General features: G+C 65.1%; 15 protein-coding genes, 1 tRNA gene and 1 pseudogene. 15 read left to right on the top strand and 2 right to left on the bottom strand.

The window, feature by feature from the left end:
* Window positions 1–2: 2 nt before the first annotated feature.
* From nuoI to ACUXVE_RS04665, 15 genes and pseudogenes are all read left to right on the top strand, one after another.
* Window positions 3–491, top strand: a complete 489-nt coding sequence (gene nuoI, locus ACUXVE_RS04735) for an NADH-quinone oxidoreductase subunit NuoI (protein WP_005417924.1) — start codon at window positions 3–5, stop codon at window positions 489–491.
* 9 nt (window positions 492–500) lie between these two features.
* A complete protein-coding gene (locus ACUXVE_RS04730) occupies window positions 501–1,160 on the top strand; it encodes an NADH-quinone oxidoreductase subunit J (protein ID WP_222388670.1) in 660 nt (219 codons plus the stop codon).
* Entirely contained in the window at window positions 1,157–1,468 is a 312-nt protein-coding gene (gene nuoK, locus ACUXVE_RS04725) for an NADH-quinone oxidoreductase subunit NuoK (RefSeq protein WP_032951897.1), read from the top strand. The genes ACUXVE_RS04730 and nuoK overlap by 4 nt, the downstream gene beginning before the upstream one ends.
* A 7-nt stretch (window positions 1,469–1,475) precedes the next feature.
* Window positions 1,476–3,635: an NADH-quinone oxidoreductase subunit L gene (gene nuoL / locus ACUXVE_RS04720; RefSeq protein ID WP_445513915.1), complete on the top strand. Its 2,160-nt coding sequence runs from the start codon at window positions 1,476–1,478 to the stop codon at window positions 3,633–3,635.
* 23 nt (window positions 3,636–3,658) lie between these two features.
* Complete coding sequence (locus ACUXVE_RS04715; RefSeq protein WP_025876221.1) at window positions 3,659–5,167, top strand: NADH-quinone oxidoreductase subunit M; 1,509 nt, start codon at window positions 3,659–3,661, stop codon at window positions 5,165–5,167.
* Between the two features lie 15 nt (window positions 5,168–5,182).
* On the top strand, window positions 5,183–6,643 hold the full coding sequence (nuoN, locus tag ACUXVE_RS04710; RefSeq protein WP_445513914.1) for an NADH-quinone oxidoreductase subunit NuoN: 1,461 nt from the start codon (window positions 5,183–5,185) through the stop codon (window positions 6,641–6,643).
* Window positions 6,644–6,771: 128 nt separating this feature from the next.
* Window positions 6,772–6,848 (top strand) — tRNA-Met (locus ACUXVE_RS04705).
* A gap of 400 nt (window positions 6,849–7,248) precedes the next feature.
* Window positions 7,249–7,839 carry a ribosome maturation factor RimP gene (gene rimP / locus ACUXVE_RS04700; RefSeq protein ID WP_093820596.1) on the top strand — a complete coding sequence of 197 codons (591 nt, stop codon included), beginning with the start codon at window positions 7,249–7,251 and terminating at the stop codon, window positions 7,837–7,839.
* A gap of 4 nt (window positions 7,840–7,843) precedes the next feature.
* On the top strand, window positions 7,844–9,355 hold the full coding sequence (gene nusA, locus ACUXVE_RS04695) for a transcription termination factor NusA (protein ID WP_093820594.1): 1,512 nt from the start codon (window positions 7,844–7,846) through the stop codon (window positions 9,353–9,355).
* Window positions 9,356–9,447: 92 nt separating this feature from the next.
* Window positions 9,448–12,090, top strand: a complete 2,643-nt coding sequence (infB, locus tag ACUXVE_RS04690) for a translation initiation factor IF-2 (protein WP_093820592.1) — start codon at window positions 9,448–9,450, stop codon at window positions 12,088–12,090.
* Between the two features lie 92 nt (window positions 12,091–12,182).
* On the top strand, window positions 12,183–12,566 hold the full coding sequence (gene rbfA / locus ACUXVE_RS04685; RefSeq protein ID WP_025876229.1) for a 30S ribosome-binding factor RbfA: 384 nt from the start codon (window positions 12,183–12,185) through the stop codon (window positions 12,564–12,566).
* Between the two features lie 109 nt (window positions 12,567–12,675).
* Window positions 12,676–13,584, top strand: coding sequence for a tRNA pseudouridine(55) synthase TruB (truB, locus tag ACUXVE_RS04680; protein ID WP_445513913.1), 909 nt, complete (start codon window positions 12,676–12,678; stop codon window positions 13,582–13,584).
* 177 nt (window positions 13,585–13,761) lie between these two features.
* Window positions 13,762–14,022 carry a 30S ribosomal protein S15 gene (rpsO, locus tag ACUXVE_RS04675; protein ID WP_005410445.1) on the top strand — a complete coding sequence of 87 codons (261 nt, stop codon included), beginning with the start codon at window positions 13,762–13,764 and terminating at the stop codon, window positions 14,020–14,022.
* Between the two features lie 147 nt (window positions 14,023–14,169).
* Window positions 14,170–16,278: a polyribonucleotide nucleotidyltransferase gene (gene pnp, locus ACUXVE_RS04670; protein WP_093820588.1), complete on the top strand. Its 2,109-nt coding sequence runs from the start codon at window positions 14,170–14,172 to the stop codon at window positions 16,276–16,278.
* Window positions 16,279–16,411: 133 nt separating this feature from the next.
* Window positions 16,412–17,530: pseudogene (locus ACUXVE_RS04665) on the top strand (winged helix-turn-helix domain-containing protein); the annotation flags it as partial.
* 417 nt (window positions 17,531–17,947) lie between these two features.
* Here ACUXVE_RS04665 and ACUXVE_RS04660 read toward each other — a convergent pair.
* Window positions 17,948–19,012 carry a serine hydrolase domain-containing protein gene (locus ACUXVE_RS04660; protein ID WP_025876243.1) on the bottom strand — a complete coding sequence of 355 codons (1,065 nt, stop codon included), beginning with the start codon at window positions 19,010–19,012 and terminating at the stop codon, window positions 17,948–17,950.
* 114 nt (window positions 19,013–19,126) lie between these two features.
* Window positions 19,127–20,110 (bottom strand): hypothetical protein, encoded by a 984-nt coding sequence (locus ACUXVE_RS04655; RefSeq protein ID WP_445513912.1) that lies wholly within the window; start codon window positions 20,108–20,110, stop codon window positions 19,127–19,129.
* Between the last annotated feature and the right edge of the window lie 14 nt (window positions 20,111–20,124).

Below are 20,124 nucleotides of genomic sequence, written 5' to 3'. Positions count from 1 at the left end.
TGATGAACAGGATTACCCATTACTTCAAGAGCCTGCTGCTGCTCGAACTGCTGGCCGGTCTCTGGCTGACGCTGAAGTACAGCTTCAAGCCGAAGTACACGATGATGTACCCGATGGAAAAGTTCCCGCAGTCGCCGCGCTTCCGCGGCCTGCACGCCCTGCGTCGTTATCCCAACGGTGAAGAGCGCTGCATCGCCTGCAAGCTGTGCGAAGCGGTGTGCCCGGCATTGGCCATCACCATCGATTCGGCCAAGCGCGAGGACGGCACCCGCCGTACCACGCGCTACGACATCGATCTGTTCAAGTGCATCTTCTGCGGCTTCTGTGAGGAAAGCTGCCCGGTGGACTCGATCGTCGAGACCCACATCCTCGAGTACCACTTCGAGAATCGTGGCGAAAACATCGTTACCAAGCCGCAGCTGCTGGCCCTGGGCGACCGTCTCGAATCCGAGATCGCCGAGCGTCGTGCCGCCGATGCCGCTTACCGCTGAGGTCGAGAGATGGATTGGGTAAATATCGCTTTCTGGGTCTTCGCCATCGCGGCAACGGTTTCGGCCGGTGCGGTGATCAGCGTGCGCAACCCCGTGCACGCCGTCCTGTGCCTGGTGCTGACCTTCTTCTCCATCGCCTGCGTGTGGCTGCTGGTCGGCGCCGAGTTCCTCGGCGTGGCCCTGGTGCTGGTCTACGTGGGTGCGGTGATGGTGTTGTTCCTGTTCGTGGTGATGATGCTCGACATCGATCCGGACAAGCTGCGTGAAGGCTGGGTGCGCTACCTGCCGGTCGGCCTGATCGTCGCCGTGGCGATGTTGGTGCAGATGCTGATCCTGATCGGCGTGAAGGGCAGGACGGTCAACCCGTTCCCGGCCGACAATGCCGCCGCGATGGCCGCCGACAGTTCCAATGTCACCTGGCTGGCACGCAGCCTGTTCACCGAATACCTGCTGCCGTTCGAGTTCGCCGCCGTCATCCTGACCGTGGCCGTGGTCGCCGCGGTGATGCTGACCCTGCGCCGTCGTGAAGGCCTGAAGACGCAGAACCCGTCGCAGCAGACCATGGTCAAGGCACACGACCGCCTGCGCATGGTCAAGATGGACGCCGAACAGCCGCAGATCCACAGCAACAGCACGCCGGCCGCGGGCGACGAGGAGACCAAGGCATGATCTCGATCACTCTGGGCCACATCCTGGCGCTGGGCGCGGTGCTGTTCTGCATCAGCCTCGCCGGCATCTTCCTCAACCGCAAGAACATCATCGTCCTGCTGATGTCCATCGAGTTGATGCTGCTGTCGGTCAACATCAATTTCGTCGGGTTCTCGCGGGAACTGGGGGACACGGCCGGCCAGCTGTTCGTGTTCTTCATCCTGACCGTGGCTGCTGCCGAGGCCGCCATCGGCCTGGCGATCCTGGTGACCCTGTTCCGTACACGCCGCACGATCAATGTCGGCGAAGTCGATTCGTTGAAGGGCTGATCCACAGATGGAAATCACTCTCTCCAAGAGTCTGTTGATCGCAGTGGTGCTTGCACCGCTGTTCGGCAGCATCATCGCCGGCCTGTTCGGTCGCCAGGTCAAGCGCTTCGGTGCGCAGACCATCACCATCCTCGGTGTCGCCGTTGCCTGCGGCCTGTCGATGCACACGCTCTACCAGCTGCTGTGGGGCGGGGCGCAGCCGTTCAACGAGAACCTGTACACGTTCTTCGAAGTCGGCCAGTACTCGGCCCACGTCGGCTTCATGGTCGACAAGCTGACCGCGATGATGATGGTGGTGGTGACCTTCGTGTCGCTGCTGGTCCACATCTACACGATCGGCTACATGCAGGACGATCCGGGCTACCAGCGGTTCTTCAGCTACATCTCGCTGTTCACCTTCTCGATGCTCACCCTGGTGATGAGCAACAACTTCCTGCAGCTGTTCTTCGGCTGGGAAGCGGTGGGCCTGGTGTCGTACCTGCTGATCGGCTTCTGGTTCAAGCGCCCGACCGCGATCTTCGCCAACATGAAGGCATTCCTGGTCAACCGCGTCGGCGACTTCGGCTTCCTGCTGGGCATCGCCGGCGTGCTGTGGGTGTTCGGTACCCTGGACTATTCGCAGGTGTTCTCGCAGGCCGGCATGCTCGCCGACCCGCGCGCCCAGCTGCAGATCTGGGACGGCACCATGTTCGGCATGCAGCTGCTGAACGAGCCGGTGATCTGGTCGATCGCCACCGTCATCTGCATCGGCCTGTTCATCGGTGCCATGGGCAAGTCGGCCCAGGTTCCGCTGCACGTCTGGCTGCCTGATTCGATGGAAGGCCCGACCCCGATCTCCGCGCTGATCCACGCCGCGACGATGGTGACCGCCGGTATCTTCATGGTCACCCGCATGTCGCCGCTGTTCGAGCTGTCGCAGACCGCGTTGAACTTCATCCTGTTCATCGGTGCCACCACCGCGTTCTTCACCGGCCTGATCGGCATCGTGCAGAACGACATCAAGCGTGTCGTCGCGTACTCCACGCTGTCGCAGCTGGGTTACATGACCGTGGCGCTGGGCGTGTCGGCGTACTCCGCCGCCGTGTTCCACCTGATGACCCACGCCTTCTTCAAGGCGCTGCTGTTCCTGGGTGCCGGCTCGGTCATCATCGCGATGCACCACGAGCAGGACATGCGCAAGATGGGCGGCCTGCGCAAGTACATGCCGATCACCTTCATCACCATGTGGATCGGCACCCTGGCCCTGGTCGGCACGCCGTTCTTCTCCGGCTTCTACTCGAAGGACACGATCATCGAGGCCGCCGAGATCCACGCCCACATGCAGGACAGCTGGGTGGCCACCTATGGCTACTGGGCGGTGCTGGGTGGCGTGCTGGTGACCAGCTTCTACAGCTTCCGCCTGCTGTTCCTGACTTTCCACGGCAAGGAACGCTTCCGCGACGCGCATGATGACCACGGTCATGGCCATGACGATCACCATGCTGCCGACACCCACCACGAAGATGCGCATGACGACCACGGCCATGGCCACGGTCCGCATGAGCCGCATGAAACGCCGTGGGTGGTGACGCTGCCGCTGATCCTGCTGGCCATCCCGTCGATCGCCATCGGTTTCTTCAGCATCGGTCCGATGCTGCACGGCACCGACTGGGCCGGTCACCACGCCCATGCGGCGATCAAGGGCCAGGTCAACACGTTCTTCACCGGCATCGTCGATTTCTACGATCCGGCCAAGAACACCGTGGCCTTCCTGGGCGAGGAGTTCCATGGTCCGGTGGCGTTCGCGCTGCACGGCATGATGCTGCCGCCGTTCTGGCTGACCCTGGCAGGCTTCCTGCTGGCTGCGTTGTTCTACCTGTGGAAGCCGGACCTGTCGGGCAAGGCACGCAAGACCTTCGCCCCGGTGGTGTCCGTGCTGGAAAACAAGTACGGCTTCGACAAGCTGTGGATCGATGGCTTTGCCGGTGGCAGCGTCAAGCTGGGCAAGGTCTCGCGCTGGATCGACAGCAACATCGTCGACGGCGTGGTCAATCTCTCGGCACGTGTTGTGGACGTCGCAGCCAGCGTGCTGCGCCGTACCCAATCCGGTTTCCTCTATCACTACGCCTTCGCGATGATCATCGGCCTGATTGCCCTCCTGGGCGTGCTGATGCATTACCTGCGTTGATGACCTGTACGGAATAAGAAGACGTGTCGAACTGGCCTCTACTCAGTGTCCTCATCTGGCTGCCGATCCTCGGCGGTGCCCTGATCCTTGCGATCCGTGATGCGCAGACCGCCCGCTGGGCGTCGCTGGGCGTCGCGGTGCTGACCTTCGTGGCGAGTCTGTCGCTGCTGGGCGGCTACAACCCGGGCATCGACGCGCTGCAGTTCGTCGAGACCCACGCCTGGATCCCGACCTACAACATCGGCTACAACCTGGGCGTGGACGGCATCGCCGTAGCGCTGATCCTGCTCACCACGCTGGTCAGCGTGCTCGCCCTGATCGGCGCCTGGAGCGCGATCGACAAGCGCGTGAACCAGTACGTGGCCGCCTTCCTGATCCTGGAAGGTGTCACCGTCGGCATCTTCGCCGCCACGGACGCGATGCTGTTCTACGTGTTCTTCGAGGCGATGCTGATCCCGATGTTCCTGATCATCGGTGTCTGGGGTGGCCCGCGTCGCATCTACGCCGCACTGAAGTTCTTCCTGTACACCTTCCTCGGCTCGGTGCTGATGCTGGTGGCGCTGATCTACCTGTACATGAAGGGCGGCAGCTTCCAGCTGGCCGACCTCTACGCACTGCAGCTGTCGGGCAAGGAACAGACCTGGATCTTCTTCGCCTTCCTGATCGCGTTCGCGGTCAAGGTGCCGATGTTCCCGGTGCATACCTGGCTGCCGGACGCACACGTGGAAGCGCCGACCGCCGGTTCGGTGATCCTGGCCGCCATTGCACTGAAGATCGGTGGCTACGGCTTCCTGCGCTTCAACCTGCCGATCGTTCCTGATGCCTCGCAGGAATGGGCATGGCTGGTCATCGCGCTGTCGCTGATCGCAGTGATCTACGTCGGCCTGGTCGCCCTGGTGCAGGACGACATGAAGAAGCTGATCGCCTATTCGTCGATCGCGCACATGGGCTTTGTCACCCTGGGTACCTTCATCGCCCTGTGGCTGGTGCGTGAAGCCGGCAACGTCGATGCGGCCCGCCTGGGCCTGCAGGGTGCGATGGTGCAGATGATCTCGCACGGCTTCGTCTCCGGCGCGATGTTCTCCTGCGTCGGCGTGCTGTACGACCGCATGCACAGCCGCCGCATCGCCGATTACGGCGGCGTGGTCAACGTGATGCCGTGGTTCGCCACGTTCGCCATGCTGTTCTTCATGGCCAACGCCGGCCTGCCGGGCACCAGCGGTTTCGTCGGTGAATTCATGGTCATCCTGTCGGCGTTCCAGCGGAACCCGTGGATCGCCCTGGGCGCAGCCACCACCCTGATCATCGGTGCTGCCTACACCCTGTGGCTGTACAAGCGCATCTTCTTCGGTGAGGTGGCCAACAGCCACGTCGCCGAACTGAAGGACATCAACGGCCGCGAATGGCTGGTGCTGGGCGTGTTCGCCATTGGCGTACTGGCCCTGGGCATCTACCCCAAGCCGCTGACCGACCTGATGGAGCCCTCGATCGCAAAGCTGGCGATGCAGATCGCATCCAGCAAGTTGCTGTAATTCCAGGATTTGATGATGACCACCTCGCCGCTGCTGCCACTGACCGCTGCTGACCTGCCACCGCTCGCTCCCGAGCTGGTGCTGATCGGCAGTGCCTTCGCCCTGATGATCCTCGACCTGTTCGTCAGCGAACGGAACAAGATCGTCACCCACCTGTTCTCGGTCGCCGCACTGGCCGTGGTGCTGTTCATGCTGGCCACCGGCGTGGGCGGGCAGGGGGAGGTCTTCCATGGCATGTTCGTGCGCGATACCGCCGCGGACGTGATGAAGACCGGGATCGTGCTGCTCAGTGGCCTGACCCTGATCTACGGCTGGGGCTACCTGCGCGAGCGCAAGCTGTTCCAGGGCGAGATTCCGGTCCTGATCCTGTTCGGCACCGCCGGCATGATGATCCTGGTGTCCGCCGGCAGCCTGCTGATGGTGTACCTGGGCCTGGAACTGCTGGCCCTATGCTCCTACGCACTGGTTGCCAGCAACCGTGACAACGGCCTGGCCTCGGAAGCGGCGATGAAGTACATCGTGCTCGGCTCGCTGGCCTCGGGCCTGCTGCTGTACGGCATGTCGCTGATCTACGGCGCCACCGGCAGCCTGCACCTGGATGCCATCCAGGCCGCCATCCCGCACTCGGAAGAGCGCGTGCTGCTGGTCACCGGCGCGGTGTTCATGATTGCCGGCGTCGCCTTCAAGCTGGGTGCCGCACCGTTCCACATGTGGCTGCCCGACGTGTACCAGGGTGCCCCGGCGCCGGTCGCGCTGTTCATCAGCTCGGCGCCGAAGCTTGCCGCTTTCGGCATGGCCTACCGCCTGCTGGAAATGGGCGTGGGCCCGCTGTCCACCGAACTGCAGCTGCTGATCGCTGGCCTGGCTGCGGTCTCGCTGGTGATCGGCAACCTGATGGCCATTGCGCAGAGCAACCTCAAGCGCATGCTGGCGTTCTCCACCGTCTCGCATATCGGCTTCCTGCTGATGGGCATCGCCGGCGGCGGTGCGCAGGGCTATGCGGCCGCGCTGTTCTACGCCCTGGCCTACGCGATCATGTCGACCGCGGCCTTCGGCGCGATCATCGCGCTGTCGCGTGCCGGTTTCGAGGCCGAGAACATCGAGGACTTCAAGGGCTTGAACGCCCGCAATCCGTGGATGGCCGGCCTGGTGCTGTGCATCATGGCGTCGCTGGCAGGCATTCCGCCGTTCCTCGGCTTCTGGACCAAGCTGGCCGTACTCGGCGCTGCCCTCAATGGCGGCCTGCTGTGGCTGGCGATCCTGGGCGTGCTGTGTGCCGTGGTCGGCTGCTTCTACTACCTGCGCGTCATCAAGGTCATGTACTTCGATGAGCCGGTGGGCGAGGTCATGCCGCGCAGCAAGGACCGCGTGCTGGGTGTCGTGCTGGGCGTGAACGCACTGGCGCTGCTGGCGCTCGGCCTGGCCTGGAACCCGATCATGGTCTGGTGCCAGCAGGCATTTGCGCATCTTGCATAAAAATTGACACAAAGCTGCGCGATTCGTGTAATATGCGCAGCCTGAGTTGTCACTGCAGCGGTTCAGCCAGAACTTCGTTGCGGAGAGCCTACCTCGCCAGGGTGGGGCAGCAGTTCAAACACTTCCGGTGCGGGGTGGAGCAGTCTGGCAGCTCGTCGGGCTCATAACCCGAAGGTCGCAGGTTCAAATCCTGCCCCCGCTACCAAGTAAAGAATGCGCCTTCGAAGCTCTGCTTCGAGGGCGTTTTTCTTTGCGGCTTCCGCCGATCCGTCGAGCATGGCCGCGGCGCCACCATCGCGCGGTCACCCGGTAGCGCCGCCCATGCCCGGCGAGTGCAGCGGACGGTTCCAGGACGGCCGCAGCCTTGCACCAGAGCGGTGCAGGGGCTATCATCAGCGGCCTAGAAGTACCCCTGACGGCGGCACTCCCCATCGGAGATCCACCCGGAAGGAGGGCCGCAGCACGCTTGTTCAGCGCGCTGCAACCGGAATCCAGTCACCGGAGTCTTTCCGGAAAAGGGGCCCAGCGGGCCCTTCGTCGTTTTCGGGGCGTCATGTTTCCATGCTGGCCACGGCCGGCACCCAACCAAGAGATCAAGGCAGGCTGTGAGCGACAAGGCAACCGACATCGCGAATCTGCTCGCCCCGACCGTTGTGTCGCTGGGCCTGGAGCTGCTGGGCGTTGAGTATCTGCCGGCCCCCGGCGGTGCGACCCTTCGCCTTTACATCGACGTGCCGCTGGCGGAACAGCCGGAGCGCATCATCAATGTGGACGACTGTGAGCGGGTAAGCCGCGAAGTGTCCGCACAGATGGACGTCGAAGACCCGATCAGCGGCAATTACACGCTGGAAGTGTCTTCGCCGGGCGTGGATCGCCCGCTGTTCAACCTGGAGCAGTTCGGTCGTCACCTCGGCGAATCGGCCAAGGTCACCCTGAAGCTGCCGCAGGAAAACCGTCGTCGCCTGCAGGGTCGCATCGAAGCGGTCGATGAGGCGCAGGGCAGCATCACCTTCATTGTCGACAACGCCGCACTGGTGGTGTCGGCCGACAACATCGACAAGGCGCGGATCATGCCTGACTGGGTGGCGCTGGGGCTGGCCCCGAGCAAGCCGACCGGTCCGGCGCCGAAGCGTCCGAAGCCGAACAAGAATTCTTCTTCCAACGAGCCGGCGGCAAAGAAGCCGCGCGCGGAGTGAGCCAATGAGCAAGGAACTGTTGCTGGTAGTGGACGCGGTCGCCAACGAGAAGGGCGTGCCGCGTGAAGTGATCTTCGATGCCATCGAGGCCGCCCTGGCCTCGGCAGCGAAGAAGCGCTATCCCGACGAGGAAGTGCTGACCCGCGTGGTCATCGACCACAAGGATGGCAACTACGAAACCTTCCGCCGCTGGGAAGTGGTGGCCGACGACGTAGTGATGGAATCGCCGGATCGCCAGATCCGCCTGATGGACGCCATCGACGAAGCCGAAGGCGTGGATGTCGGCGATTACATCGAAGAGCAGATCGAGAACCCCGACTTCGGTCGCATCGCCGCCCAGGCCGCCAAGCAGGTGATCGTGCAGCGTGTGCGCGAAGCCGAGCGCCAGCAGGTGGTCGATGCCTGGGCCGATCGCGTCGGTGAGCTGATCACCGGTGTGGTCAAGCGCGCCGAGCGCGGCAACATCTATGTCGACCTGGGCGGCAACGCCGAAGGTTTCATTCCGAAGGACAAGGGCATTCCGCGTGACGTCCTGCGTGCCGGCGACCGCGTCCGCGGCTACCTGGCCGAAGTGCGTTCGGAGCCGCGTGGCCCGCAGCTGTTCATCAGCCGCGCCGCACCGGAATTCATGATCGAGCTGTTCAAGCTGGAAGTGCCGGAAGTCGGCCAGGGCCTGGTGGAAATCAAGGCCTGTGCCCGAGATCCGGGCGACCGCGCCAAGATCGCCGTGCTCGCCCACGACCAGCGCACCGATCCGATCGGCGCCTGCATCGGCATGCGTGGTTCGCGCGTGCAGGCCGTGTCCAACGAGCTCAATGGCGAGCGCGTGGATATCGTCCTGTGGAACGAGAACCCGGCCAACTTCGTCATCAATGCGATGGCGCCGGCCGAGGTGCAGTCGATCATCGTCGATGAAGACAAGCATTCGATGGACCTGGCCGTTGCCGAAGACCGCTTGGCCCAGGCGATCGGCAAGGGTGGCCAGAACGTGCGCCTGGCCAGCCGCCTGACCGGCTGGCAGCTCAACGTGATGACCCAGGACCAGGTGACCGCCAAGTCGGAAGCCGAGCAGGCTTCGGCCCGCCAGCTGTTCATGGACAAGCTGGAAGTGGACGAGGAAATCGCTGGCATCCTGGTCAGCGAAGGCTTCGGCACGGTCGAGGAAATCGCATATGTACCGGTCGGCGAACTGCTGGCCGTGGAAGGTTTCGACGAAGACATCGTCGAAGAGCTGCGCGCACGTGCCCGCGATGCGCTGCTCAATGAGGCCCTGGCAGTCGAGGAAGGCCTGGAGGACGGCCAGCCGGCGCAGGACCTGCTGTCCCTGAAGGGCATGGACGAAGCCACCGCATATGCGTTGGCCGGCCACGGCGTGCGTACCAGCGAGGACTTGTCCGACCTGGCCGCCGACGAGGTCATGGACTTCGGCATCGAAGGGCTGGACCAGGAGCGCGCCGCGGCGCTGATCCTGGCCGCGCGTGCCGAGGAAATCGCCCGACTGGAACGCGGCGAATGAGCCGGCAATGAACAGGGCCCTGAGCCGATCAGGGCGTAGAATCCGCGCCACCTCCAGATGCGGGGGGGCGCCCACAAGATCATAGGATCCGAATGTCGCAGCAAACCACCATCCGCAAGCTTGCTGAACTGGTCAATACACCGGTCGAAAAACTGCTGGAACAGCTGGCTGGTGCCGGCATGAAGTTCAGCGGTCCCGACCAGGTCGTGACCAGCTCCGAGAAAGTGAAGCTCCTGGGCTTCCTTCGTCGCTCGCACGGCAAGCCCGAGCAGGCCCCGGAAGAGACTGATCAGTCTGCCAAGAAGATCACCCTCAACCGTCGCAAGCAACAGGAAGTGACGGTCAATTCCGGTCGCAGCAAGACAACCGTGAACGTGGAAGTGCGCCAGAAGCGTACCTACGTCAAGGCCGATGGTGGTCGCGCGATGACCCCGGACGAAGAGCGTGCCGACATCCTGCGCAAGCTGGAAGAATCGCGCGCACGCAACCTCGCCGAGCAGCAGGCACTGGCCGAGAAGGATCGCCTGCGTGACGAGGCGATCGTCCGTGCACGCGAGGAAGAAGTCGCCGCCAAGGAGCGTGCCGAGGCCGAGAAGAAGGCGGCCGAGGAAGCTGCGGTTGCCGCCAAGGCTGCCGAGGCGCTGGCTGCCAGCCAGCCCAAGGTGCGCGCACCGATCGACGAAACCGCGCCGCGCCCGCCGCGCACTCCTGCTGCGGCCCCGGCTGCTCCGCGCAGTGCACCGCCGCGCAGCGACGACCGCAACAACCGCAGCGCGCCACGCAACGAGCGTGGCCCGGGTGATCGCTTCGCCGGCCAGATGCATCTGTCGGCCGCCGATCGCGCGCGCCGTGGCAACAGCAACAACAGCAACAACCGTGGTCGCCCGGGCAGCCGCCCGACGTCCGGCCGTCGCGACATGTCGCGCGGCGGTGGCAACGCCGGCCCGCATGCCTTCGAGCGGCCGACCGCACCGGTCGTGCGTGAAGTGGCGATCGGCGACACCATCACCGTGGCCGACCTGGCGCAGAAGCTCGCGCTGAAGGGCGGCGAGGTGGTGAAGGCGCTGTTCAAGATGGGCGTGATGGCCACCATCACCCAGTCCATCGACCACGACACCGCGGCCCTGGTCACCGAAGAACTGGGTCACAAGGCGATCCGTGCCAGCGACAACGACGCCGAAGACGCGCTGCTGGCATCGGCCGGTGAGAACCAGGGCGAGGCCGTGCAGCGTCCGCCGGTGGTCACCATCATGGGTCACGTCGATCACGGCAAGACCTCGCTGCTGGATTACATCCGTCGCACCAAGGTCGCCACCGGCGAAGCCGGCGGCATCACCCAGCACATTGGTGCGTACCACGTTGAAACGCCGAAGGGCGTCATCAGCTTCCTGGACACCCCGGGCCACGCCGCGTTCACCTCGATGCGTGCCCGCGGTGCCAAGCTGACCGATATCGTGGTGCTGGTTGTGGCTGCCGATGACGGCGTCATGCCGCAGACCAAGGAAGCGATCCAGCACGCCCGTTCGGCGGGTGTGCCGCTGATCGTGGCGATCAACAAGATCGACAAGTCCGGCGCCGACCCGATGCGGGTCAAGAACGAACTGCTCTCCGAGCAGGTCGTGGCCGAAGACTTCGGTGGCGACACCCAGATGGTGGAGATCTCGGCCAAGACCGGCCTGGGCATCGACGATCTGCTGGAAGCTGTTTCGGTCCAGGCTGAACTGCTGGAACTGAAGGCGGTCGACGACGGCCGTGCCAACGGCGTGGTCATCGAATCGTCGCTGGACAAGGGCCGTGGCCCGATCGCGACGGTGCTGGTGCAGCAGGGCCGCCTGAAGAAGGGCGATTACCTGGTGTGCGGCATCCAGTACGGCCGCGTGCGTGCGCTGTTCGACGAAACCGGCAAGCAGCCGGAGTTCGCTGGCCCGTCCATCCCGGTACAGGTCCTGGGCTTGTCCGGCGTGCCGGAAGCCGGTGACGACTTCGTCGTCGTCGACGACGAGCGTCTGGCCAAGGACGTTGCCCAGCAGCGTGAGACCAAGCGTCGCGAATCGCGCCTGGTCGCCACCGCTGGCAGCCGCATGGAAGACATCATGGCGACCCTGGGCAAGGGCGAGGGCCAGCAGGTCCTCAACCTGGTCATCAAGGCCGACGTGCAGGGTTCGGTGCAGGCGTTGAGCCAGGCCCTGGTGGCGCTGTCCAACGACGACATCCGCATCAACGTGATCCACTCCGGCGTAGGCGGCATCACCGAGTCGGATGCCAATTCGGCTGCCGCTTCGAAGGCCACCGTCATCGGCTTCAACGTGCGTGCGGATGCTTCGGCCCGTCGCATCATCGAATCCAACGGCGTGGACCTGCGTTACTTCTCGATCATCTATGACGTGATCGACCAGGTGAAGCAGGTGGCCTCCGGTCTGCTGGGCGTGGAGATCCGCGAAGAGATCATCGGTATCGCCGAGGTCCGCGACGTCTTCCGCAGCTCCAAGCTGGGTGCCGTCGCCGGCAGCATGGTCATCGAGGGCGTGGTCAAGCGCAACAAGCCGATCCGCGTCCTGCGCGACAGCGTGGTGATCTTCGAAGGCGAGCTGGAATCGCTGCGCCGCTTCAAGGAGAACGTCGAGGAAGTCCGCAACGGTACCGAATGCGGTATCGCGGTGAAGGCCTACAACGACGTCAAGCCGGGTGACCAGATCGAGTGCTTCGAGCGTATCGAAGTGCCGCGCACCCTGTAATGCTGTGCGGTGGCCCGACCAACGGTCGGGCCCTACCATGTACATGTAGCGCCCGACCGTTGGTCGGGCGACACCTCAATCAAGAGTCCCTCGTGCCCAAGACTTTCCATCGAACCGACCGTGTCTCCGCCCAGCTGCGCCGTGAACTCGGCACCCTGGTGCACAACGCCGTGCGCGAACACGGGTTGCCCTCGGTGAGCGTGTCCGACGTGGAAATCACCCGCGACATGGCCCATGCCAAGGTGTTCGTCACCGCGCTGATGCCGGAACGTTCGGTTGAGGCAGTGAAGGGCCTGAAGGAACTGGCGTGGGGCCTGCGCATGGAGCTGGCCCGCGCGATGAAGCTGCGGCATGTGCCGGAGCTGCATTTCCACTACGACGACTCGGTCGATCGTGGCGAGCGCATCGACAACCTGCTGCGCGACCTGCCAGATACCGTCGCCGCCGAAAAGCGTCGCGAAGGCGACGAAGAATAACCGCGCGACGCCGGGCATGCCCGGCGTTGTCGCATTCCGGCTGCGCGATGTCTGATGCAGACCGCGCTGCGCGCTCGCCGGGCATCGCCCGGCGCTACCCGTACCTGTCATGACCCGAATTCAGTTCCGCCGCCTGGATGGCATCCTGCTGCTCGACAAGCCGACCGGCATGAGCTCCAACGCAGCCCTGCAGGTCGCCCGTCGCCTGTTCCGTGCGGAGAAGGGCGGCCACACCGGCAGCCTCGACCCGCTGGCTACCGGCCTGTTGCCGCTGTGCTTCGGCGAGGCGACCAAGATCGCCGGCCTGCTGCTGGGCTCGGCCAAGGCCTACGACGCCGAGATCGTGCTGGGCCAGACCACCGATACCGACGACGCCGAGGGCCAGGTGCTGCTTGAGCGGCCGGTGCCCGTGATCAGCCCCGAGGCCCTGCGGGCGGCGATCGCGCCGCTGCTTGGCGAGATCCTGCAGCGTGCGCCGATCTATTCCGCGCTCAAGCAGGGTGGGGAGCCGCTGTATGTGAAGGCCCGCCGCGGAGACGCCATCGAGGCGCCCCAGCGCCAGGTGGTGGTTCACGCCATCGAGATTCTGGAGCAGCAGCCCGGACGGCTGCGGCTGCGGGTCACCTGCGGCTCGGGCACCTATATCCGCAGTCTGGCCCGTGACCTGGGTGAAACGCTGGGCTGTGGCGCGCACATCAGCGCCCTGCGGCGCCTGTGGGTGGAACCGTTCCACGAACCGGCGATGGTCACCCTGGAGCAGCTGAGGGCCCTGGTGGAGGCGCAGGACGAAGCCGCCATGGACGCGCTGCTGCTGCCGCTGGCGGCGGGCCTGTCCGAATACCCCCGGGTCGACCTGGACGCCGGGCAGGCCCAGCGCTTCTGCGTGGGCCAGCGCCAGCGCGACCTCTCCTGGCCGCGCGGCCTGGTGGCGGTGTTCGGCCCTGGATCGGTGGTGCAGGGCCTGGGCCAGGTCGACGACAGCGGTCTGCTGGCCCCGCAGCGCCGCTTCAACCTCTGAACGGGGAGGCCCGGTTCAGCCCCGGACCTTGTTCCAGAAGCCCCTGGCCGTTACAATTCCGCGGCCGTTTTACGGCAGCCTGCCGCAGGCGGGTTTCATCCATTTGTTGGTTCACGGCGAGCCAGGCGGTGCGCGAAAGCGCGTTCCTGCCGGCCACGCATCACAGAGAAAAAAGACATGTCGATCGACACCCAGAAGGTCATTGAAGACAACAAGCGCAGCTCGGCTGACACCGGCTCTCCGGAAGTCCAGGTTGCACTGCTGACCGCCCGCATCGAACTGCTGACCGGCCACTTCAAGACCCACAAGAAGGATCACCACAGCCGCCGCGGCCTGCTGCAGATGGTCAACCGCCGCCGCAGCCTGCTCGACTACCTGAAGAAGAAGGACGTCGAGCGTTACAAGGCCCTGATCGAGAAGCTTGGCCTGCGTCGCTAAGCAACGAATCCCCCGCGGCGCAGCGATGCGCCGCGGTTTTGTTTTGTAGCACCGCAATACCTTTTTCAGACCGGAACGACCGGTCATCCGTTGGCGGCAAGGGTCGCCCGCGGTCCATTCGCAGACAGCATCCCAAGGACACCATCCGTGGCAAAAATCACCAAAACCTTCCAGTACGGCAAGCACACCGTCACGCTTGAGACTGGCGAAATCGCCCGTCAGGCCGGTGGCGCCGTCATCGTCAAGTTCGACGACACCGTGCTGCTGGTCTCCGCCGTTGCCGCCAAGAGCGCGCGTGAGGGCCAGGACTTCTTCCCGCTGACCGTCGATTATCAGGAGAAGTTCTACGCCGGTGGCCGTATCCCGGGTGGCTTCTTCAAGCGCGAAGGCCGCGCGACCGAGAAGGAAACCCTGATCTCGCGTCTGATCGACCGTCCGATCCGTCCGCTGTTCCCGGAAGACTACAAGAACGAAGTCCAGATCATCGCCACGGTGATGTCGCTGAACCCGGACATCGACGGTGACATTCCGGCCCTGATCGGCGCTTCGGCCGCCCTGTCGCTGGCCGGCACCCCGTTCATGGGCCCGATCGGCGCAGCCAAGGTCGGTTACAAGGATGGCCAGTACATCCTCAACCCGACCGTGACCGAGCTGAAGGATTCGCAGCTGGAGCTGGTCGTCGCCGGTACCTCCAACGCCGTGCTGATGGTGGAATCGGAAGCCGCACTGCTGTCCGAAGAAGTGATGCTGGGCGCCGTGACCTTCGGTCACCGCGAGATGCAGAAGGTCATCAACGCCATCAACGAGCTGACCGTCGAAGCCGGCACCAAGCCGTCGACCTGGGAAGCCCCGGCCAAGAACGAAGCGCTGATCAGCGCCCTGAAGGAAGCCATCGGCCCGCGTCTGGGTGAAGCCTTCCAGGTGCGCGACAAGCTGCAGCGTCGCGATGCCATCTCCGCGATCAAGAAGGACGTGCTCGAGACCCTGGCTGGCCGCGTGGCCGCCGAGGGCTGGAACCCGGCCGAGCTGTCGAAGGAGTTCGGCGAGCTGGAATACAGCACCATGCGCAACTCGGTGCTGGACACCAAGGTCCGCATCGACGGCCGTGCGCTGGACACCGTCCGCCCGATCGCCGTGAAGACCAGCGTGCTGCCGCGTACCCACGGTTCCTCGCTGTTCACCCGTGGTGAGACCCAGGCCATCGTGACCATCACCCTGGGCACCGCCCGTGACGGCCAGGTCATCGATGCCGTCTCCGGTGAGTACAAGGAAAACTTCCTGTTCCATTACAACTTCCCCCCCTACTCGGTGGGTGAGTGCGGCCGCATGATGGGCCCGAAGCGTCGCGAGATCGGCCACGGCCGTCTGGCCAAGCGCGGCGTGCTGGCAGTGATGCCGTCGCTGGAATCCTTCCCGTACACCATCCGCGTCGTCTCGGAAATCACCGAGTCGAACGGTTCCTCGTCGATGGCGTCGGTCTGCGGCTCGTCGCTGGCCCTGATGGACGCCGGCGTGCCGGTGAAGGCTCCGGTGGCGGGTATCGCCATGGGCCTGGTCAAGGAAGGCGATCGCTTCGTCGTCCTGTCCGACATCCTGGGTGACGAAGATCACCTGGGCGACATGGACTTCAAGGTTGCCGGTACCGCTGAGGGCATCTCCGCCCTGCAGATGGACATCAAGATCGAAGGCATCACCGAAGAGATCATGAAGCAGGCTCTGCAGCAGGCCAAGGCTGGCCGCCTGCACATCCTGGGCGAAATGGCCCACGGCCTGACCGCCCCGCGTGAGGAGCTGTCGGACTACGCGCCGCGCCTGCTGACCATCAAGATCCACCCGGACAAGATCCGCGAAGTGATCGGCAAGGGTGGTTCGACCATCCAGGCCATCACCAAGGAAACCGGCACCCAGATCGACATCCAGGATGACGGCACCATCGTCATCGCGTCGGTCAATGCCATCGCTGCCCAGGCCGCCAAGGCCCGCATCGAGCAGATCACCTCGGACGTCGAGCCGGGCCGCATCTACGAAGGCAAGGTCGCCAAGATCATGGACTTCGGTGCGTTCGTCACCATCCTGCCGGGCAAGGACGGCCTGGTCCACGTGTCGCAGATCTCCAGCGACCGCGTCGAGAAGGTCGGCGACGTGCTGAAGGAAGGCGATGTGGTCAAGGTCAAGGTGCTGGAAGTCGACAAGCAGGGCCGTATCCGCCTGTCGATGAAGGCCGTCGAGGAAGGCGAAGGCGCCACCGCCGAGTAATCGACCGCAGGTCGATGACGGTAGGTGTCACCCTTGGTTGACACGCCAGAATGAAAAAGCGGGCTTCGGCCCGCTTTTTCTTTGCCTGTCGTCCGGCCCTGCCGGCGTCGTACCGCGGCGCTATGCTTCACCCATGGACACCCTGCGCCTGCTTGACCTGCAGATCGACCGCCCCGCGCAGCGGGTCAGCCGCGACGGCGACGTGCTGCCGATCCAAGGGCTGAGCTGGCGCCTCTTCGACGTGCTGCTGGCACACGGCAACGACGTTGTCGACTTCGACACGCTGGCTGCACAGGTGTGGGCACCTGCAGTGGTTGGGGAGGATGCGATCAGCCAGCGGGTCAAGCTGTTGCGGCAGGCGCTGGGTGATGACAGCCGACGCCCGCGCTACATCCGTTCGGTACGCGGGCGCGGCTATCAGTTGTGTGCAGTGCCGACCATCGCACCGCCGGCAGCGGCGGTGCCCGTTACCGCGCACCGGAAGAAATGGCCATGGCTTGCAGGTGCCGGTGTCGTCGTTCTCGTCGCTGCCGCCTCGTTCTGGCCGCGCGCGCCGGCGGCCGGTGGCCCGCTGCCGTTGCTGCAGCGCGCCGACTATTACGCCAGCATCGGCCAGGCCAGCAACAACGAGCGCGCCATCGCCCTGTACCGGCAGGCATTGCAGGTGGACCCTGATTCCAGTCCGGCGCGCCGCGGCCTGTCACGAGCGTTGTCCGCGCAGGGCTGTCTGTTCAATGGATCGCCCGAGCAGGTCCGGGAAGGGCTGGCGCTGGCCACCATCGAACGTGAACTCGCGCCGCAGGAGGGTGCTGTGTACGCGCTTCGAGGTTATGCCTACGACTGCCTCGGGCAGATGCCGCAGGCCATTTCCGAATACGAGCGGGCGATCGCGCTGGATCCGGGCGACGAGCGCACCCGTGCCTCGCTCGCCTACCTGCACCAGGAGCGCGGCCACCTTGCCCTGGCCCTGCGTGCAAATCTTGCATTGACGACGCCCGAGCGCCTGCGCTTCCGTGATGTGCAGGTGGCGCGCGAACTGGAGCTGCTCGGTTTCACTCACGCGGCCGCGCAGCGCCACGCGCGTAATTTCCAGCTGTATCCGGACAACGTCTTCGCCAACATCGCCTGGCCGCGCAGTCTGTTCGCGGCAGGTGACCCGGGCCGGGCGAGGCAGGCGTTGACCGAGGCGCTGGCACGCGGCACGCCACATCCGCAGTTGCTGCGGCTGCAGGGCGAACTGGCGCTGCTGGCGGGCGATCACGCCGGTGCTGCCGATGCCTTCGAGCGCGGGCGGCAGCTGCGTCCACAGCAATCGCTCGGTCAATCGCTGGCGGCCCTGTACGCGCAGCCCGCGGCATCGCCGGAGTGGGTCGCTTCGCGTCTTGCAATGTTACAGGCGCAGCGCGGCGACGGTTGGTCCGATGCCGCGCTTGAGCGGGCCCTGCTGCTGCAGGCGCAAGGCGACCCGGAGGCTGCCGTCACCGCGCTGCAACAGGCGGTCGATGATGGCTTCCGCGATGCGGCGTGGTTGCGCTCCACGCCGCTGTTTGCGTCCCTGCACGAAGCGCGCGGCTGGGCGCCGCTGCTGGCGCGCATCGATGCCGATATCGGCCGCCAGCGTGCGCAGGTGCTGGCGACCGACTGGCGTCCCGCCGGGCTGGCCGCGATCTCAGCGCAGCGCCGGCAGCAGGAATTCGGTGAGAATGCGGCGCGACTGCGGGTGAGCGATGCTGCGGTTGTAGGCCTGGCTGGTCACCACCGCCACAGCGCGCTGTTGCGGCAGCAGGAACACGTAGTTGCCGCCGTTGCCGGACATCGCCCATACGGTCTGTGGCTGGCCACCGACAGTCAGTTTCAGGCCCCACCATTGATAGCCGTAATCGCTGCCGTCGCCGGCCGTTGCCTGCGGTGACAGCATCGCGGCGACGTAGTCGCGTGGAACCAGCTGGCGCCCCTGCCAACGACCGCCATCAAGCACGAGCTGGCCGAGGCGGGCCAGGTCCCGGCTGCGGTAGCGTGTGCCGCCTCCGCCCATGCCGATGCCCTCGGGGGAACGGTTCCACTGGCTGTGGGTGATGCCCAGTGGTCGTTCCAGTGCATGGGCTGCGTAATCGGCCAGCGGTTGTCCGGTCGCACGTTCCAGTACCGCGCCGAGCACGAACGAGTTGGCGGTGCAGTAGGCAAACGCGCGCCCGTGAGGACTGTCCTCCGGGCGCGCCATCCAGGGCGCGAAGCCCTTCACCGGCAGCGCCAGGGCGAAATCGAGCCAGCGCTCGCCGACGTACATGCGCTCCTCGTGGCCGGCCGAGAACGGGTTCTCGTCGTCGCACTCCCACAGCGTGCTCATCGCCAGCAGGTCCTCCACCGTGGTGCCACGCAGGCGGGGGTCCACGTCGTGGTGGGCGACGAAGGCCGGGAAGTAGTCGTACACCTTCGCGCGAACGCCCGGCAGCCGGCCGTCGCCGATCGCTGCGCCGACCAGCAGGGCGGTCACGCTTTTGCTGGCCGAGCGCACGTCGTGCAGGGTCTGCGCATCGGCACCGTTGAAATAGCCCTCGTACACGACCTGTCCATCAACCTGCAGCAGCACGCTGCGGATCTGTTTCAGCTCATCGCTGGCGATGGCCTGCTCCAGCGCGCGCATGCGGCCGGGATCAGGGTGGGCAGGCCCTGCGATGCAGGGGAGGGCATACAGGCACAGCAGCAGGGTGGACACAGGCAGGGGCGAACGCATGATCGGACTCCATCGAAAGGAGTGCCGATTCGGCCAGAGGGCTGGCTGAAGTGCAGGAAGGACGCCTGAAGAATTCTGAAAGTCTTGTGCCGCAAGGCCTGCAGCGCCCTGCCGTCATTCGTCCGCTTCTTCGTGACCCAGCCACCACACCTGGCCCGGCTGCGGACCCTGCTGCGGGTGCTCACGGTGTTCGATCGCATCGAGCGTGCGCCCGGTGCCTGCCGCGGCCCAGGCCGACATCAGTCTTTCGACCGCAGCGCGGCCCTGCGCGGCAATACCGAGATTGCGCTCGCGCACCCAGCCGCCGTCATCCTCGTGGCTGTCGTCATCGTGCTGGTGCGGTGCGCCATAGCTGCAACGCAGGCACAGGTGACGTACCGAATGGGTCCAGTCTTCGACCAGGCCGATGCCGGGCAACGTCATTGCGCGCAGCGCGGCGATGTCGTCCGGCGAACCGCATTGCACGAACACGGCGTAGGTCGCCATGTCCGACTGCTGCAGGCGCTGCATGGCATTGAACACCGGTACTTCGCGCTCGCCGTAGGTCCGGCGCCCGGTGGAGGCACCGTCGTGCAGCACGATGTCGCCGAAGCGGAACCCGCTCTCCGCAAGAGGCACGTTTTCCAGCCGCGCGCGCACCGGATCGAGCCGGCGCATGTACACGGTCTCGCCGCTGGACCACGGATTCAGGCGAACACAGGCAACGCCGAAATTGCCGTTGATCGGGCCTTCGCCCTCGGGGAGGGTGATGCCGCAGCGGGTCCATTGCCGGCGTGCCTCGGCCCAGTCGCCGGCGCCGGTGGCGGCAATTCCCGCATTCCACGCGGTCGCCTCATCGACTTCATCGCGCAGCTGCTCGGAGCGGAGATTGTCCTGCAGCGACAACGCCCACTCGCGCAGGTACTTGTGTGCCAGCCCGCGCATGTAGTGCAGGTGGGGGATGTCGGGTGTCCATTCGACGAGCTGGCCGAACAGGATTGCTGCGTCAGCCAGGTCGCCGGCATCAAAGGCCGCATAGGCGCGGGCCTCCAGCGCCTGCAGCTTTTCGAGGGTTTCGTCGTCCAGCAGTTCGCCGTCTGCGTCGTGGTCTGCGGTCATGTCCGTGTGCCAGT

It is taken from the genome of Stenotrophomonas sp. 3(2025) (genome assembly GCF_052665395.1).
This window is presented reverse-complemented; position numbering and strand designations above follow the sequence as displayed.

Excerpts from the sequence above, each read along its gene's own strand:
- nuoI (WP_005417924.1), top strand. The coding sequence starts at position 3 with ATGAACAGGATTACCCATTACTTCAAGAGCCTGCTGCTGCTCGAACTG.
- ACUXVE_RS04730 (WP_222388670.1), top strand. The coding sequence starts at position 501 with ATGGATTGGGTAAATATCGCTTTCTGGGTCTTCGCCATCGCGGCAACG.
- nuoK (WP_032951897.1), top strand. The coding sequence starts at position 1,157 with ATGATCTCGATCACTCTGGGCCACATCCTGGCGCTGGGCGCGGTGCTG.
- nuoL (WP_445513915.1), top strand. The coding sequence starts at position 1,476 with ATGGAAATCACTCTCTCCAAGAGTCTGTTGATCGCAGTGGTGCTTGCA.
- nuoN (WP_445513914.1), top strand. The coding sequence starts at position 5,183 with ATGACCACCTCGCCGCTGCTGCCACTGACCGCTGCTGACCTGCCACCG.
- nusA (WP_093820594.1), top strand. The coding sequence starts at position 7,844 with ATGAGCAAGGAACTGTTGCTGGTAGTGGACGCGGTCGCCAACGAGAAG.
- infB (WP_093820592.1), top strand. The coding sequence starts at position 9,448 with ATGTCGCAGCAAACCACCATCCGCAAGCTTGCTGAACTGGTCAATACA.
- truB (WP_445513913.1), top strand. The coding sequence starts at position 12,676 with ATGACCCGAATTCAGTTCCGCCGCCTGGATGGCATCCTGCTGCTCGAC.
- rpsO (WP_005410445.1), top strand. The coding sequence starts at position 13,762 with ATGTCGATCGACACCCAGAAGGTCATTGAAGACAACAAGCGCAGCTCG.
- ACUXVE_RS04660 (WP_025876243.1), bottom strand. The coding sequence starts at position 19,012 with ATGCGTTCGCCCCTGCCTGTGTCCACCCTGCTGCTGTGCCTGTATGCC.
- ACUXVE_RS04655 (WP_445513912.1), bottom strand. The coding sequence starts at position 20,110 with ATGACCGCAGACCACGACGCAGACGGCGAACTGCTGGACGACGAAACC.